The organism is Kaistella gelatinilytica (assembly GCF_015679325.1).
GTDB lineage: Bacteria > Bacteroidota > Bacteroidia > Flavobacteriales > Weeksellaceae > Kaistella > Kaistella gelatinilytica.
On record NZ_JADPVI010000001.1, the window covers coordinates 1,585,808 to 1,602,109 of the forward strand.

Below are 16,302 nucleotides of genomic sequence, written 5' to 3' on the forward strand. Positions count from 1 at the left end.
GATTTAAGTGCTTAAAAGTAAGAAATAAAACTGAAACTGTTAAGGAAATGTTAATTTAAAAAATCAACCATTAGTATTACCAAAAAAAGTAACCTTCTTTTCTGCTAGTAAATATTTCCGGCGAAAGGATCGTGCGCAGATTTTGTCGCATTCCACTTATATTGATGCGTCCAGTATGCAACTTTCATCGATAAGATCCCCAAACCTGCACCGAATAAGACGTCGGAAAGGTAATGTCTGTTATTGGCGATCCTCAAAACACCGACTGTAGATGCAACTCCGTAAGCAGCATAAGGAACCCATTTGTAATCTTTTCCGTATTCGATGGAAAGCATCGTAGCGCCGGCAAAAGCATTTGCAGTATGACCGGAAGGAAAAGAGAGCGCAGTTCCATCGGGGCGGGTTTCTTTCAAAGTATTTTTTAAAATGAGCACCAATCCGAGATTAATTATTTGTCCTTTTATTAGAATCGCAGTTCTATTTTTCCAGTCGGTTTTCGGTTTCATTCCCGCGAACTCAAAACCGTAAACTGCGACAAAAGGCGCAAACTGTAAATAATCGTCGGCGTGATTCTGGAAATTTGAAAAATTCTTATTCCGCTCTGCCGCTACCTGATTATTCCAGGAATTTTTACCATGACCTCCTGCAATAACTCCCGTCATCATTAATCCCACAGGAACATACATTTTTTTATACTGAAATTCGAAACGACTGTTATGTAATTGTAAAGAATCTTTTTGTTGCGCAAAAAGTACATTACCGAACATTATCATTACAAAAAACAGCTGTATTTTTTTCATGGTAGAGAATTGAGACAAATATAAAAATTTATCATTTACTATCCTACATCAAGAATAATCAATTCTGAACAACCTAAATTTGCTATTCATTAACCAACTAAAAAACAACAAAATGACAACAAAATGGAATTTAGATCCGACTCACAGTGAAATTACTTTTAAAGTAAGACATATGATGATTTCTAATGTTAAAGGAAACTTTAATAATTTTACAGCAACACTGGAAACGGAAGACGATACTTTCAAAAATTCAACCGTCAAAGCAACGCTGCAGACTGATTCGGTGGATACTAATAATGCAGATCGCGACACTCATTTAAAAAGTGCAGAGTTTTTTAATGTGGAAGCAAACCCTGAAATCACTTTCGAAAGCGATTCATTAAACAACGAAATTACAGGAAATCTAATGATCAACGGAGTGACAAAACCCGTAAAACTGGACGTTGATTTCGGAGGAATTAATATTGATCCATGGGGAAATACAAAAGCAGGTTTCTCTTTTGAAGGAAAAATTAATCGTAAAGATTTTGGTCTGAACTGGAATGCTGCTCTGGAAACTGGTGGTGTAATGGTTTCAGATGAAGTGAAGATCGCAGGAGAACTGCAGTTTGTAAAAGCTTAAGTTTTCTACGCTCAAAAATAAAAAGTTCACCTTATTCGGGTGAACTTTTTTTATGAATACGATCGACTTTTTTTTAGAAAAAATACCAGAAATTAGAGTTGTACGATTTCGAAATTTTTGTGGAACATCGGTTGAGAAAAACCTCCATGTCTACTTTATCGATCACATGCTCATTGGAATAATCAAACTGCGGTCTTTTTTCAGCAGATTTCTTGATTTCACCATTTCTATAGGTAACGGTCCAGATGTAAGACAGATTAGTCTCCGCAGTTTCCGGTTCAAATGCCACTTTTTTATCTGTTGCTCTCACTTCCTTAAAAGCATTGACTCCAATATCACATTTTACATTATCATTGGTAAGACTATTTGAAGTCGGCGCAATTACTTTGATCAACTTCTCACATTTCGACTTTCCATCTTTCGTTTTAATTTCTAAAGATAAAAGCGCCGATCCAGGAACAGCACCTTTTACGGTAAGATCATTTTTTTTCGTGTCGCTTTCTAAAAGTATTTTTTGGTCTAAATACGTCCATTGATAACAATCTAAACATTCCGCCGCGTCACTATTTGTTGCGGTATAAATCTGCCTTTCTCCGACCTGAAGCTGATCTGCACCAGTGATTGTACATTGGGAAAAAGCTAAACCAAAGTTCAGCAATGCGAAGATGAATAGAATTTTTTTCATGGTTTGTGTTTTTAATTATACTTGAATGACTCCTAAATTAAATTTTTCGGTGATCGGCGAATGATTTGCCGCTTCAATTCCCATAGAGATCCATTTTCTGGTATCAATCGGATTAATGATCGCATCGGTCCACAATCTTGCCGCAGCATAAGTTGGTTCGGTTTGTTTCTGATATTTTTTCGAAATAGTATCCAGAATTTCCTGATGTTCTTCTTCTGAAATTACTTTTCCCTGCTTTTTTAAGGTTGAAGTTTGAATTTGTGCCAAAACTTTCGCAGCCTGACTTCCGCCCATTACTGCCAATTCTGACCACGGCCACGCTACGATCAATCTTGGATCATAAGCTTTTCCGCACATAGCATAATTTCCGGCACCATAAGAATTTCCAGTGATTACCGTAAATTTTGGCACTATAGAATTTGCTACAGCATTTACCATTTTCGCTCCGTCTTTGATGATTCCGCCATGTTCAGATTTTGAACCGACCATAAATCCGGTTACATCCTGTAAGAAAAGCAATGGGATTTTTCTTTGGTTACAGTTCGCAATAAACCGTGTTGATTTATCTGCAGAATCCGAATAAATTACACCACCAAACTGCATTTCTCCTTTTCCGTTTTTTACTAATTTTCTCTGGTTCGCTACAATTCCGACACTCCAACCATCGATTCTTGCCGTTGCACAAATGATGGATTTGCCATAATCTCCTTTATATTCTTCAAATTCAGAATTATCAACTAAACATTTGATGATATTAAAAGTATCGTATTGATCACCTCGGGAAACCGGCATGTGTCCAAAAATATCTTCTATTTTTTCTTTCGGTGGAAAGCTTTCGGTTCGGTCGAAACCTGCTTTTTCATAATCACCGATCGATTTCATTATCGTCCTAATCCGATCAAGCGCATCTTTATCGTCTTTGGCTTTATAGTCTGTTACTCCAGAAATTTCGCAATGCGTTGTCGCGCCGCCTAAACTTTCATTATCAATGGTTTCGCCGATTGCAGCTTTTACCAGATAACTTCCCGCCAAAAATATAGATCCTGTCTTGTCAACGATCATCGCTTCGTCGCTCATGATCGGGAGATATGCGCCACCTGCAACACAACTTCCCATTACGGCAGAGATCTGGATAATTCCCATTGAACTCATTTTCGCGTTATTTCGGAAAATTCTGCCAAAATGTTCTTTATCAGGGAAAATTTCGTCCTGCATCGGAAGAAAAACTCCTGCAGAATCTACCAGATAAATGATCGGCAATCTGTTTTCCATAGAAATTTCCTGCGCACGAAGATTTTTCTTCGCAGTAATTGGAAACCAGGCTCCAGCTTTTACGGATGCATCATTCGCAACTACCAAACATTGCTTCCCGGAAACGTAACCCATTACGACTACAACTCCTGCACTTGGACAACCACCTTGTTCTTCGTACATTTCATAACCGGCGAAAGCACCAATTTCTATAGAATCTGAATTTTTATCCAGCAAATATTCCACTCTTTCACGAGCCGTTAATTTGCCTTCATCGCGCTGTTTTTGCAAACGTTTTTCGCCACCGCCTTTTTTGATTTCGGTGAGCAAACTGTTGATCGCGCTGAGTTTTAATTTATTTTGATCTTCTCTTTTATTAAATTCTAAATCCATTGTTAAAAAAAATTTTCCTAAAGGTAAGATTTTTAATCCTATTTCCTTTAGACCCAAGGCTTTGCGGTAATCATTTGAATTTCAGAAAATTAATTGAAGATTTTTAACTTCTAAGCCGCTTTTCTACCAAAATAAAATTTCTGTTTTTCCGTTATTGAAATAGAAAAGTGATCATCGATTGATGAGATTTTAAAATTTAGTTCCTCGTTTTTTTAATAGTTTATTATTTGAAGACCCCAAAAATTGCGAAGATTTTTGGGGTTTTTGTGTAAATTCTCTGGAAATCAGCCTGATCTTTCGCCATTAATTTAAAAGGGAATTGTAGATTTGCAGAAGTTTAAAAAAAGTATATAATAGTGTTCAAAAATTCCGCACTTTTCCGACTGCATCTCATCGTATTTTTGTGGGGTTTTACCGCAATTTTAGGAAAACTCATTCATGCCAATGCACACATTCTGGTTTTTTACCGAATGGCTTTTGCTTCAGTTTTTCTTTATATTTTCATTCGATTTATTAAAAGAGAAAGCTTACATGTTCCTAGAAAACTCCTGATTCAGCTGGCTGCGATCGGCGGATTTATGGCAGCTCACTGGTTTTGCTTTTTTTACTCCATTAAGGTTTCCAATGTTTCAATCGCATTGAGTTGTCTTTCGCTTTCTACCCTATTTGCTGCGATTTTAGAACCAATTATTTTCAAACGGAAAGTCGATCTCTCCGAAGTCATTATGGGAATCGTCATCGTAATTTGCATGGCTTTAATTTTTAAAACCGAATTCCATTATAAAGAAGGGATCTTTTATGGAATTTTAACCGCACTTTTCGGTACCGTATTTTCTGTTTTTAATGGCAAGATCTTTGGCAAAACAAGTTCGGGAAATATTATTTTCTATGAAATATTTTCGGGTTTCCTTTTACTAAGTCTATTTTATTTGGCGACGGGAGAAATTTCGCAAGTCAATGAAATAAGTTATCGTGATTTAGCGTTAGTCATATTACTGGCAAGTTTTTTTACAGCTTTCCCAATGTTAGAATCGGTGAAACTGATGAAATATATTTCGCCTTTTACCCTGATTTTAACAGTTAATCTGGAACCTGTGTATGGGATCATTCTTGCTTACTTTATCTTTGGTGATTCAGAACAAATGAGTCCTATCTTTTATGGTGCATCTTTAATTATGATCTTAGCGATCGTTGCCAACGGAATTATTAAGTCCAGAAAAATGGCGAAAAAAGTAGAAGTTTGATGAAAAAAATATTCTTTACCCTTTTTATCTTTTACGGAATTTTTTCTGAGGCACAGATCGTCCGAAAATATTCTAATGAATTTCTAAACATTGGAGCCGGCGCAAGAGGTCTCGCAATGGGCGGTGCAGTAATTTCAAGTCAAGGCGATGTGTATTCTCCAATGTGGAATCCCGCAGGATTAATTGGTATTGACCGTGATTGGCAAGGTGCGGCGATGCACGCAGAATATTTCGAGTCGATCGCCAAATATGATTATATCGCTTATGCAAAACCTCTGGATAATAATGGCGGCGTTTTCGCGGTTTCCGTGGTGCGTCTCGGCGTAGATAATATTTTAAATACCACGCAACTTATCGATGCAGAAGGAAATATTGACTACGATAAGATCACCAGTTTTTCCCAGTCAGATTACGCTGCTTTGCTTTCTTACGCATTTCGTCCGGGAGGTGATCAACATCTTGCGGTCGGAATTAATGCTAAATTAGTTTACAGAAATGTAGGAAAATTTGCGAGTGGATATGGTTTCGGATTCGATGTCGGGGTTTTGTATAAAACAGATACTGGCTGGAATTATGGCGCAATGTTGCGTGATGCTACAACCACTGTCAATTTCTGGACCGTGAATCAAAGCGAACTTTCTGCAATCGTGAATGGCGAAGAATTTAATCCCGCTCCAAAAGATAAACTGGAGATCACCATGCCAAAACTGAATATCGGCATCAGTAAAAATTTTGAGATCAGCCGCGATCTAGAATTACTGCCGGAAGCTGGTGTAAATATCGATTTTGCGAAAACGGCGGCTCTAGTCTCAACAAGTTTCGCAAGTATCACGCCGTACGCAGGAGCAGAACTGAAATTTCAGGATATGATCTTTGTCAGACTTGGGGTGAACAGATTTCAAACTATTACTGACATTGAGGATTTAAAAAGAAAAATATCCTTTCAACCCAGTGCCGGAATCGGTATCAAATACCAAGGTTTAACTTTAGATTATGCGATCACCAACTCGGGGATCGGCGGTTCTAATTTCTACTCTAATTTCTTTTCTTTGAAATTAGATATGGGCGATTTTAGGAATTAATAAGGATTAATTTAGAAGAACTCCTCTTTCTTCAAAATATAGTTGACGTTCATGTCGATTAATTTCATTTATTTACTTTAGAAAAATTCATAACTTCACTTCAAATTTAATTAATGAAAAAATTCCTGCAAATTTCAGCGCTATTTCTTATTACTTTCTTTTATGGCCAACAAATTTCGGCCTATCAATATATTCGTGTTCCGGAAAAATTCAAAGATGCAAAGTCAAACAAATATGGTCTTAACGTCCTTTTGGGCAAGAAATTGAAAGCGAAAAAGTTCGTTATTCTTAGCGAAAATCCGCAAAACAGCATGACGGAAAATAATGATCCATGTGAAGTTTTAAGTGCAGAAATTATCGATGTCAGCAATATGTTTACGAATAAAGTGCGGCTCGATTTCAAAGACTGCAACGAAAAAAGTGTAGCAAGCTTCGAAGGTAAATCTAAAATAAAAGACTTTGAAGAAGGAATGAAGGATGCGCTGCAAGACGCCATGATGAAAATAGCAGTATCAAATCCTGTAAAAGGTTTAGTTGCAGTTCAAAAAGAATCAGTTCCCGTAACTATTCAAAAAGAAGAAAAAGTAAGAGAAACTGTAAAAGTTGTAAGCAGTAAAGTTCCGACGGCAATTACGAATAAAGCAGAATCACCAACGATCCAAAAGGCAGAAGTTTACACCAATGGAACTTTAACTTTAAATAAAATTGTTCTTTTAAATGGTGAATTTATTCTGGCGAATCCGAACAGTTCTGTTCCTTACGGGATTTTCAAACCTTCCTCCAAAAAAGATACTTATCGTGTGCAATTGAGCGACGGAACAACAACTTTGGGATATTTGGAAGACGGCAAAATATTGGTTGAAGTCCCTAATTCTGATGGAACTTTCAAAAATGAAGTTTTTTCGAAAAAGTAAAATCTTTTTATGGTCATGCAAAATGAATAATTAAGTAAACCATCAGTAAAATAATACATGGAAAACATTATTATTAATGGAAAAGAAATAGATCTTTCCCATATTCACACTTTAATTGCTGAAAACCGCAAACTCGAAGCCGTGAAATTCATCATGGATAATGCCAGGATCGGACTTTCTGAGGCTAAAAATTTTGTAGATGATCTCATAGAAAGTAAGGAACCAGTAAGTGCTGCTGATGAGATTTTAGGAGAGATCAAAAATCTTTTAAAAAATAATCAAAAAATTGAGGCGGTAAAATTAGCGAAATCTGCAACCGGACTGGGTTTAAAAGAAGCAAAAGATCTGGTAGAAAGCATTGATGACATGACTCTGGACCAATTGCTCGCCTCTTTCAACGGTAAATCTGTAAGTCGTTTTTCTTCAAAAATTCAAACTTTAAATAATGAAGGAGAATTAAAAAACATCCACTCGTTTGAAAAAAACTGGGAAACCAGCGATAATAAAGAAAAAAACAAACCAGACTTTGAGGATAATTCTTCCGCTAATAAAACGAAAGCAATAATTCTGATTCTGGCGGCAATTGCTGCAGTTATGTTTTATTTTTACTACCGATAGGTTACAGATTAAAATATTCCCAAACCAGTCCACCCCGACTTTTTCCTAAGATCTCCTCCAAAGTTTCTCTGGATGATTCTCTGACTCTTTTGACCGATTTTAATTTTGAAAGTAACAATTCTATTGCTTTTTCGCCGATTCCCGGAATTTCTTCGAGTTCTGATTTGATAGTCGAATTTTTACGGCGCGTTCGGTGATGTTTCACGCCAAAACGGTGAGATTCATCGCGAACTCTTTGCAGAATTTTTAGCGTCTCCGATTTTTTATCCAGATACAAAGGAATCGGATCTTCCGGAAAATAAATTTCTTCCAGGCGTTTTGCAATTCCGATAATGGTTATTTTTCCGTACAATCCAAGCAACTTCAAACTTTTTACGGATGAAGAAAGCTGCCCTTTTCCACCATCAATTAAAATAAGTTGTGGCAACGGTTCGGCTTCGTCCAGCAATCTTTTGTACCGGCGATAAATCACTTCTTCCATGGTCTTATAATCATCGGGACCAACGACCGTTTTCGGATGAAAAATTCGGTAATCAGCTTTGCTCGGTTTTCCATCTTTAAAAACAACACACGCCGAAACGGGATTTGTTCCCTGAATATTCGAGTTATCGAAACCTTCAATATGTCGAGGCTCCGTCGGCATTCGCAATAATTTTTGCATCTCTGCCATAATTCGGTTGGTATGTCTTTCCGGATCTACAATTTGCACCGCTTTCAATTTTTCAATGCGGTATTCTTTGGCGTTTTTCTCAGAAAGTTCTACGATTCTTTTTTTATCACCGACTTTTGGAACGATCAATTTTACATTCGGAATCTCTAAGGATAGATGAAACGGAATTAAAATTTCTTTGGAATCCGAATCAAATTTCTGCCGGATCTCGATCATAGCTTCTTCCAAAATATCTTCGTCAGTTTCCTCCAGAATTTTCTTGATCTCTGTCGTAAAACTTTGAATAATATTTCCGTTCTGAATTTTAAAATAATTAATGTACGCCGCAGTTTCATCACTTGTCATTCCGAAAACATCAACATCATTGATACTCGGATTTACGACGGTATGTTTATGCTGGTAATTTTCGAGCAGATCGATTCTTTCTTTGACCATCTGCGCGTTCTCAAACTCTAAATTCTCCGCAAAAGTCATCATCTGATTAGTCAAATATTCTTTTGCAGTACGGAAATCTCCTTTGATAATACCACGGATTGCCTCGATTTTTTTGTCATAACGTTCCTTCATTTCGAGCATTTCGCAGGGACCTTCGCAATTTTTGATATGGTATTCCAGACAAACTTTGTATTTTCCCTCTTCAATTTTTTTCGGAGAAAGATTCAAATTACATGTTCGGATTTTATACAGATGTTTTATGGTGTCAAGCAAAACTTTGGCGGGTCGAACTTTAGCATAAGGACCGAAATATTCTGAACCATCTTTGATTTTAGTTCGGGTCAGAAAAATTCTTGGGAAATCTTCGTTTTTAATACAGATCCAGGGATAGGTTTTGTCATCTTTGAGCATCACGTTATAAAACGGTTGATGTTCCTTAATGAGATTATTCTCCAGCAAAAGCGCGTCATATTCACTGTTAACAACGGTAGTTTCGAGCCGGAAAATCTTTGCGACCATGATTCTGGTGCGATAACCTGCCTGATTTTTATTGAAATAGGAAAGAACTCTATTCTTTAAATTCTTCGCTTTACCAACGTACAATAAATTCGAGTTTTTATCATAATATCGATAAACTCCAGGATCGGACGGTAAAGTTTTAAGTTGAAGATCAAGATCAGCATTCATGTTGCAAAAATAAGGATTTTGCTTTGTAAATAAGAACTTCTTCAAATAAAACCAGCCTGCCAAAATTGACAGACTGGTTTAAAATTATATTTATAAAAGTATTATGCTTTCACATTTTCAGGAATTTTAATACCGATTATTTTATTTTTATAATCAGCCAATTGAACCTCAACGATTTTTACATTAGTCTTGAAAAAAGAAGTTTCCGCAAATAATTTTTCGTAATAATTTACACCTTCTATTAAATTGGTTTTAAAGGCTTTCCATTTTTTAGTCTGAGCATTGGTGAAACTTTCAGAATATTCTTCGATCTCGTTTTTGAGATATTCGACATACATTTTCAACTCATTTACAAAAATATTTGGACGGTTTGTTTCGGGCATTACATTTTCGTTTCCGTAAATATGCTTGACCATATCAGAAAGCGAAACTTCTTTATCAAAATATGCGAGGTTTGGACCGGGACAAACGACTACGCCTTGCTTTTCTCCTTTAATAGGAATTTCACTTTCGAGATAAGAGGAGTTGACCAATCCCACGCAAAGGCAAGATTTCTCCGTAATTTTGGTTTTTCTTTTATCGTATTCTTTTAATGAAATTTCTTCTTTAACCTCTTCCAGATCATTAAGTTTAACGCTTTGATATTTTCTGGAAGCCATACAAATTCCTTCCGGTCCAAATTCTTTACTTAAAGCCAAATACTTTTTCGGACAAGAACTTCCTGCTTTTTCTTTATTAATTTTTTCCTGTTTGAAAAACTCATTCGTGCTTCCTTTAATGGTGTTAAAAGGAATTCCGAGTGGAGAAATATTGCTCAAATAGAAATCTTCTTCTTTTGATTTCTGCAATAATTCGCGCGTTTCTTTATCCACAGAAGTCGCTTCGGGAACCAATAAAAACGGCGAACCCCAACCAATACTGTCGACTTCATAATTCTCCAGTAAAAACTCATGTTCTTCCGCAGTTCCTACTCCACCTTGCACGGTGATTTTCATTTCTAATGGTTGTGCCGGAACAGGAATTTCCTTTTGAGTCAACGCATTTACCATTAATTCATGAGCAGAAGCGATCAATTCGTTTTTCTTTTGTTTGAATTCTTCCATGATCGGACCGAGCAACAAACCATCAGTTGCAAAAGCGTGACCGCCACAGTTTAAACCCGATTCTACACGGTATTCAGAAACCCAAAGTCCTTTTTTTGCCAGGAAATTTCCCTGAATCATCGCCGAACGGAAATCACTGACTTTCAAAATAATTTTCTTTTTCAATTCTCCGTTTTCGTTTGGGAAGAAATCCGGGAAAGATTCAAAATAACTGTACAATCTTGGATTCATTCCGGCAGAAAGTACGATCGATGACGAAAGTTTACTGTTCGCAAAACCTCTCAAAGAAACGTGAGCATCATTGAAAACAACAGGTAATTGCTCACCTTTCACAAAATTATCTTTATCTACTTTGGTCATGACATTTACGTCGATACTTCCGGGAGCAAGGTGTGTTTCCAGAAATTTCCACACATTTTCGGTGAAATTTTCTTTTTGCTCAACCAGGTTTTCCAGTCCTTTTTTGATATCCGATTTATTCGGGAGAATATCAATGTATTGCTGAAGTGCTTCTTTGCTTTTACTCAATTCTTTCTTGAAATTTTCGAACTTTAAATTCACGACATCATTCACCATATTAAGGTAAGCTGTAATTCTTTTGGCGCGGTAATCTTCAATTTTGTTTGAAATTTCTGTATAGGTGAAATTATTTTTTTTATGGTACAAAATGTTCATTTTCTCAATGATCTCATCGTCGATAATTGAGATCACTGAAGAGATTCCGTATTGCGCAACTCTGATCGGACTGTCGATGGTATAAGCCAATCCCATTACCGGAATGTGAAAATTGTGTACGGGTTTTTTCTTGTTCATATTTTTCATGGGTCTCATTATTAACTTGATCATTTTAAATAACCATCAAAATTAAAATTAAATTTTTAATTATGCATTGAATACTACATTTATTAAGGTTCTGATATTATGACTTTTATCAGTGAATAAAAAAGGCTTCGACTGTTCCCGCATATTTTTAAAAAAGTGTATTTTTAGGCAAATTCTAATTAATGAAAATCTACGGCGTCGATACTTTTACGATTACTGATATAATGGCGATTTTGAAAGATCCCAAAGAAGCAAAACTGAACAAAGAAGCGAAACAGAAAATTCTGAAATCACAAAGCAATGTTCAGAAAATAGTCGCTTCTGACAAAACAGTTTACGGTATCAATACGGGTTTCGGACCACTTTGCGACGTGAAAATCTCGGAAGAAGAAACGGCGCAACTTCAATATAATTTAATCATTTCGCACTCAGTTGGCGTTGGAAAACCTATTGCTAAAGATTATTCGAGAGTCATGATGATCGCAAAGATCCATGCTTTGTCAAAAGGATTTTCTGGAGTTTCTCTGGAAGTGATCGAGCGACTGATCGAAATGCTGGAAAAAGATATCATTCCGGTGGTGCCGGAACAAGGTTCTGTTGGTGCTTCAGGCGATCTTGCTCCTTTGGCTCATTTAGTTTTACCCCTTTTAGGTTTAGGAAAAGTGTGGCAACAGGATGAAATTGTAGAAACTGGAAAAGTTTTAAAAAAATATGGTTTAAAACCCCTGCAACTGGGACCAAAAGAAGGATTAGGTTTAATCAACGGAACTCAGTTTATTTTAGCACACGCCATTTTAGGTTTAAATAAATTTGAATACTTATTAAATTTAGCCGACTTAACTGCAGCAGTAAGTTTAGAAGCCTATCGAGGTTCATCAAGTCCATTTAAAAAAGAACTTCATGACATTCGTCCGTTTGACGGAAGTAGAAAAGTCGCTACGAGAATGCGCAAATTTCTAAAAGATTCCGACAATTTAAAAAGTCATGAATTTTGCGATCGTGTTCAGGATCCGTATTCAATGAGATGTGTGCCGCAAGTTCATGGCGCGAGCAGAAATGCTTACGAACATTTGAAAAATTTAGCAGAAACAGAACTGAATTCTGTGACCGATAATCCGATTATTTTAAGTGCTGAAGAATCGATTTCAGGTGGAAATTTCCACGGACAATTATTAGCTTTACCTTTGGATTACGCAACTTTAGCGGTTGCGGAACTTGGAAATATTTCTGACCGAAGAAGTTATCTCTTACTGGAGGGAAAATATGGTCTTCCAAGATTATTGACGGAAAGTTCAGGATTAAATTCCGGATTTATGATCCCACAATACACCTCTGCGGCGTTGGTTACTGAAAATAAAACCTTGTGTTTTCCCGCTTCTGCAGATTCTATTCCGACGAGTTTGGGACAGGAAGACCACGTTTCCATGGGAAGTATTTCTGGCAGAAAATTCAATCAGGTTTTAGGGAATTTAGAAAATATCCTGGCGGTAGAACTCATGTTTGGTGCGCAGGGATTAGAATTCCGTCGACCTGCGAAATGCTCGAAATATGTCGAAACTGCTTATGCTTTGATCCGAACCAAAGTGGCAAAATTAGAAGAAGATCGGCTGATCGGCGAAGATATGCTGGCGATCGCAGACTTAATAAGAGAGCGCAAGTTTGAAGTGGAATAGTTGTTTGGAAAAGCGATCATTAATCCAGCTTTTCATTCAACCCAATCATAAAAAATTCCATCGAAATTAATTGATGGAATTTTTTATTTTACAGCTCTAAAATGGTTTAAAGCTTCACTTCATTTTTTTTCAGATCTTTCTCTTTCTGTTTTTCAAGCTTTTTAAAATAACCACGGAAAAAGAAATTATGTTTTAATGCTTCCATATTTTGATTCAGTTTGTCGGCTGCTTCTTTAACACTGACCACGGTAGAGTCGATATTTTTAACCAGAACCGGATCTTTGGTGATATAATTTAAAGTTCCTTTTCCATTTTTAATTTCATTTACATACTCGTTCAAACTTATAGTTGCCTTGTTAATTTCCTGACCAGATTTTTCTAAGCTGGCAAAAACATCCTGAATTTGCTTGCGGGATTTTGGATCACTCAAGAGAACTGCAGCTGCACTTTGATCGTAATTTATTTTAGAAACGATACCGTTTATTTGAGCCATCGCAATGTTACTGCCTTCCGCGGTTCTTTTCAATGCAGCAAATGACCGACGCAAATCATGTTCCAATAAAGAGTCACTTAATATCGCACCCAAAGCTCCTTTTCCACCCACCACTTTATGCGTTATTTTCGCAAGGTCGGAAGTGATCAAAGCTGCGCTCTCATTGGTTTTGCTAAAGGTCTCCAGAATTTCATCTACGGTTACCTTTGTTTTGATTTGAATTTGATCTCCTGAAACCACCATTTTTGCGGCTTTATTTTCTCCGGGAACGATATTGACGACCATGCTTCCAACCAAACCGTCTGAAGCAATTGATGCAATAGCATCTTTTTTAATAAATCTCGCCGCTTCTTCATCCACCGACATTTCCACCCTGATTTTTCCTTCATCTTTCATTTCTATTTTGCTCACAGTTCCTACATTCACGCCGGAGTACCGAACATTATTCCCAATCTGCAAACCACTTACATCGGTAAAAACGGCAGATAACTGAATATTTTTGCTAAAAAGGTGTTGGCGTTTCCCTACAAAATACAACGCGGTAACCAGAAGAATTGTTCCGAGTACGACGAAAATGCCGACATTCATTTTTTTTGAGGTAGATTTTTCCATAATTTAATTTTTGAAGAAGGCCTGAACTTGTGGATCTTCAGATTTTAAAAGTTCCTCATAAGTTCCTTCGGCATAATTAATTCCATCAACCAACAAGATCATGCGGTTCGAAATAACTCGGGCGCAATCTACGTCATGCGTGATGATGATGGAAGAAGTTTTATATTTCAACTGAATATTTCTTAACAGTTCGATGATTTCTTTTGAAGTGATCGGATCCAAACCTGTTGTAGGTTCATCATACATGAGAATTTTAGGTTTCAGGATCAAAGCTCTTGCAAGCGCAACTCTTCTCTGCATTCCACCGGAAAGTTCAGAAGGCATTAAATCGATGGTTTTTCCCAGACCAACATCATCTAAAGCTTCTTTTACTAAAACTTCCGTTCCTGCAAAATTTTTAATTTTGTCCTTATGTCTTCTTAAAGGAAATTCCAGATTTTCACGAACCGTCATGGAATCATACAATGCGCTTCCCTGAAAAAGAAATCCAATTTCAGTTCTTAAAATATCGAGTTCCTTTTGTCCCATCTTCGTAATATCTTCGCCATTAATGGTGATGCTGCCACCATCGGCTTGAATTAATCCGACCAGACATTTTACCATGACCGATTTTCCGGAGCCCGATTTTCCCATGATGGTCAAATTTTCACCTTCATAAAGTTTCAAATTAAAACCTTTTAACACCTGATTGTCGCCAAAACTTTTGGTGATATTTTTCAGTTCTAAAACTACTTTTTTAGAATTATTTTCTTCCATTTCTTAAATATCAAAAATAATATCAGTTACAAATACGGCGATAAAGTCGATGATAAAAATCAGCATTGAGGTGTAGACAACCGCTGCATTAGAAGCTTCACCAACGCCGACGGTTCCCTTCGCACAATTATAACCTTTAAAACATCCAATTAAACCGATCGCGAATCCAAAGAAAAATATTTTGATCGTAGCGGGAATAATGTCCCCAAATGCGATTGCCTTGAAAACTTTACTAAAATATAACGTATAGGAAACATCTGATTTTAAATTTTCCACCAATGCAGAACCGAAAAGCGCGATCGCATCTCCGATAACGACCAAAAGCGGAAGCATCAAAGTTGCAGCTGCGATGCGGGTTACGACTAAATATTTAAAAGGATTCGTGCCGGAAACTTCCATGGCATCAATTTGTTCTGTAACTCGCATAGAGCCTAATTCTGCACCGATCCCGGAACCAATTCTTCCCGCACAGATCAACGCAATAATTACGGGCCCAATTTCCCGAATAATAGAAATGCTGATCATAGAAGGAATCCAGGATTCTGCGCCAAACTGTTCCAGAGTTGGCCGCGATTGCAGCGTAAAAACCAGGCCCAAAATAAATCCTGTTACCGAAACCAGCAACAGAGATCGATTGCCGATATTATAACATTGACGGATCAATTCTTTAAACTCAAACGGTGGAAAAAAAACTTCCCGAAAAAATCGTCCTGCAAAGAAGGTAATATCTCCAATTTCAGCGAAAAAAGATTTGGTACTATCCAGTAAATGGGAATTTTTAAACATACAATTCGGTGTTACTCAAATGTAGTCATATTTAAAGCGAATACAATATTATAAAATGAGGTGCAGTCTGGAGATTTTGATTTCCTAAAATGATGAACTCCCTATTTTTTACGTATTAAAAATTTAGAACTGCATAAAATTGGGTTTAATCACCCGAAATTTAATTTGCTGAAAATCTAAATTTGCTAGTATTTAAAAACCAAAAAATGAAAACAACAATCAAAATTTTCTTACTTGCCACTTCCTCAGTTTTGCTAAACTGCAAAGAAACAAAACCGGTGAATCCTATCTATAACACTTCATGGGCAGGAGTTGCTAACATTCCCACCGCTCAAAATATCGTTCTTAAATTTACAGGCGATGACATCGATGTTATGGTAAAGGATAAAATTGTAGAGCAAATGAAATTTACAGTGTCCAATGATACGCTGCAGATTGAAAAAACCATGGGCGGTTCACCTTGTCCTGTAAAGAGTAAAGGGGTTTACAGATATGAAATTAAACAGGATGAACTCAGTTTAAAATATGTTTCAGATGAATGCGATTCCCGGCAATATAATATGACGGTTTCTGATTTTAAGAGAGTCGCAGCAGCGAAGGATTAATTTTAGAATAAATGAATTCTTCAATTAAATTACACATAAACAATCACTATT

At 36.7% G+C, this 16,302-nt stretch carries 15 protein-coding genes; 7 read left to right on the forward strand and 8 right to left on the reverse strand.

Annotation, left to right across the window (positions count from 1 at the left end):
• Positions 1-104: 104 nt before the first annotated feature.
• Positions 105-800: a phosphatase PAP2 family protein gene (locus IV494_RS07155; protein WP_230379929.1), complete on the reverse strand. Its 696-nt coding sequence runs from the start codon at positions 798-800 to the stop codon at positions 105-107.
• A gap of 112 nt (positions 801-912) precedes the next feature.
• On the opposite strand from IV494_RS07155, the gene IV494_RS07160 reads away from it, so the two are divergent.
• The gene (locus tag IV494_RS07160; protein ID WP_196079443.1) at positions 913-1,422 is read left to right on the forward strand and encodes a YceI family protein; all 510 of its coding nucleotides are present in this window, start codon (positions 913-915) and stop codon (positions 1,420-1,422) included.
• 73 nt (positions 1,423-1,495) lie between these two features.
• Here IV494_RS07160 and IV494_RS07165 read toward each other — a convergent pair whose 3' ends face one another.
• Both IV494_RS07165 and IV494_RS07170 read right to left on the reverse strand, forming a co-directional pair.
• Positions 1,496-2,107, reverse strand: coding sequence for a hypothetical protein (locus IV494_RS07165; RefSeq protein ID WP_196079444.1), 612 nt, complete (start codon positions 2,105-2,107; stop codon positions 1,496-1,498).
• A gap of 15 nt (positions 2,108-2,122) precedes the next feature.
• Positions 2,123-3,751 (reverse strand): acyl-CoA carboxylase subunit beta, encoded by a 1,629-nt coding sequence (locus tag IV494_RS07170; protein WP_196079445.1) that lies wholly within the window; start codon positions 3,749-3,751, stop codon positions 2,123-2,125.
• Positions 3,752-4,107: 356 nt separating this feature from the next.
• Here IV494_RS07170 and IV494_RS07175 point away from each other — a divergent pair, with 356 nt between their 5' ends.
• From IV494_RS07175 to IV494_RS07190, 4 genes are all read left to right on the forward strand, one after another.
• Positions 4,108-4,995, forward strand: coding sequence for a DMT family transporter (locus IV494_RS07175; RefSeq protein WP_196079446.1), 888 nt, complete (start codon positions 4,108-4,110; stop codon positions 4,993-4,995).
• Positions 4,995-6,077, forward strand: coding sequence for a putative type IX sorting system protein PorV2 (locus tag IV494_RS07180; protein ID WP_196079447.1), 1,083 nt, complete (start codon positions 4,995-4,997; stop codon positions 6,075-6,077). The genes IV494_RS07175 and IV494_RS07180 overlap by 1 nt, the downstream gene beginning before the upstream one ends.
• A gap of 113 nt (positions 6,078-6,190) precedes the next feature.
• On the forward strand, positions 6,191-6,991 hold the full coding sequence (locus IV494_RS07185) for a hypothetical protein (RefSeq protein WP_196079448.1): 801 nt from the start codon (positions 6,191-6,193) through the stop codon (positions 6,989-6,991).
• Between the two features lie 57 nt (positions 6,992-7,048).
• Positions 7,049-7,609, forward strand: coding sequence for a ribosomal protein L7/L12 (locus IV494_RS07190; RefSeq protein ID WP_230379931.1), 561 nt, complete (start codon positions 7,049-7,051; stop codon positions 7,607-7,609).
• A gap of 1 nt (position 7,610) precedes the next feature.
• Here the strand turns inward: IV494_RS07190 and uvrC are convergent, their stop codons facing one another.
• Both uvrC and IV494_RS07200 read right to left on the reverse strand, forming a co-directional pair.
• Entirely contained in the window at positions 7,611-9,401 is a 1,791-nt protein-coding gene (gene uvrC / locus IV494_RS07195) for an excinuclease ABC subunit UvrC (RefSeq protein ID WP_196079449.1), read from the reverse strand.
• 101 nt (positions 9,402-9,502) lie between these two features.
• Positions 9,503-11,350, reverse strand: coding sequence for a hypothetical protein (locus IV494_RS07200; protein ID WP_230379934.1), 1,848 nt, complete (start codon positions 11,348-11,350; stop codon positions 9,503-9,505).
• A gap of 158 nt (positions 11,351-11,508) precedes the next feature.
• On the opposite strand from IV494_RS07200, the gene hutH reads away from it, so the two are divergent.
• On the forward strand, positions 11,509-12,999 hold the full coding sequence (gene hutH, locus IV494_RS07205; protein WP_196079450.1) for a histidine ammonia-lyase: 1,491 nt from the start codon (positions 11,509-11,511) through the stop codon (positions 12,997-12,999).
• A gap of 106 nt (positions 13,000-13,105) precedes the next feature.
• Here hutH and IV494_RS07210 read toward each other — a convergent pair whose 3' ends face one another.
• The 3 genes from IV494_RS07210 to IV494_RS07220 are packed head-to-tail and all read right to left on the reverse strand — an operon-like array spanning position 13,106 to position 15,646.
• A complete protein-coding gene (locus IV494_RS07210) occupies positions 13,106-14,104 on the reverse strand; it encodes an MlaD family protein (protein WP_196079451.1) in 999 nt (332 codons plus the stop codon).
• A gap of 3 nt (positions 14,105-14,107) precedes the next feature.
• On the reverse strand, positions 14,108-14,860 hold the full coding sequence (locus tag IV494_RS07215) for an ABC transporter ATP-binding protein (RefSeq protein WP_196079452.1): 753 nt from the start codon (positions 14,858-14,860) through the stop codon (positions 14,108-14,110).
• Positions 14,861-14,863: 3 nt separating this feature from the next.
• Positions 14,864-15,646 (reverse strand): MlaE family ABC transporter permease, encoded by a 783-nt coding sequence (locus IV494_RS07220; protein WP_196079453.1) that lies wholly within the window; start codon positions 15,644-15,646, stop codon positions 14,864-14,866.
• 206 nt (positions 15,647-15,852) lie between these two features.
• On the opposite strand from IV494_RS07220, the gene IV494_RS07225 reads away from it, so the two are divergent.
• Positions 15,853-16,251 carry a hypothetical protein gene (locus IV494_RS07225; protein WP_196079454.1) on the forward strand — a complete coding sequence of 133 codons (399 nt, stop codon included), beginning with the start codon at positions 15,853-15,855 and terminating at the stop codon, positions 16,249-16,251.
• The last annotated feature ends 51 nt before the right edge of the window (positions 16,252-16,302 follow it).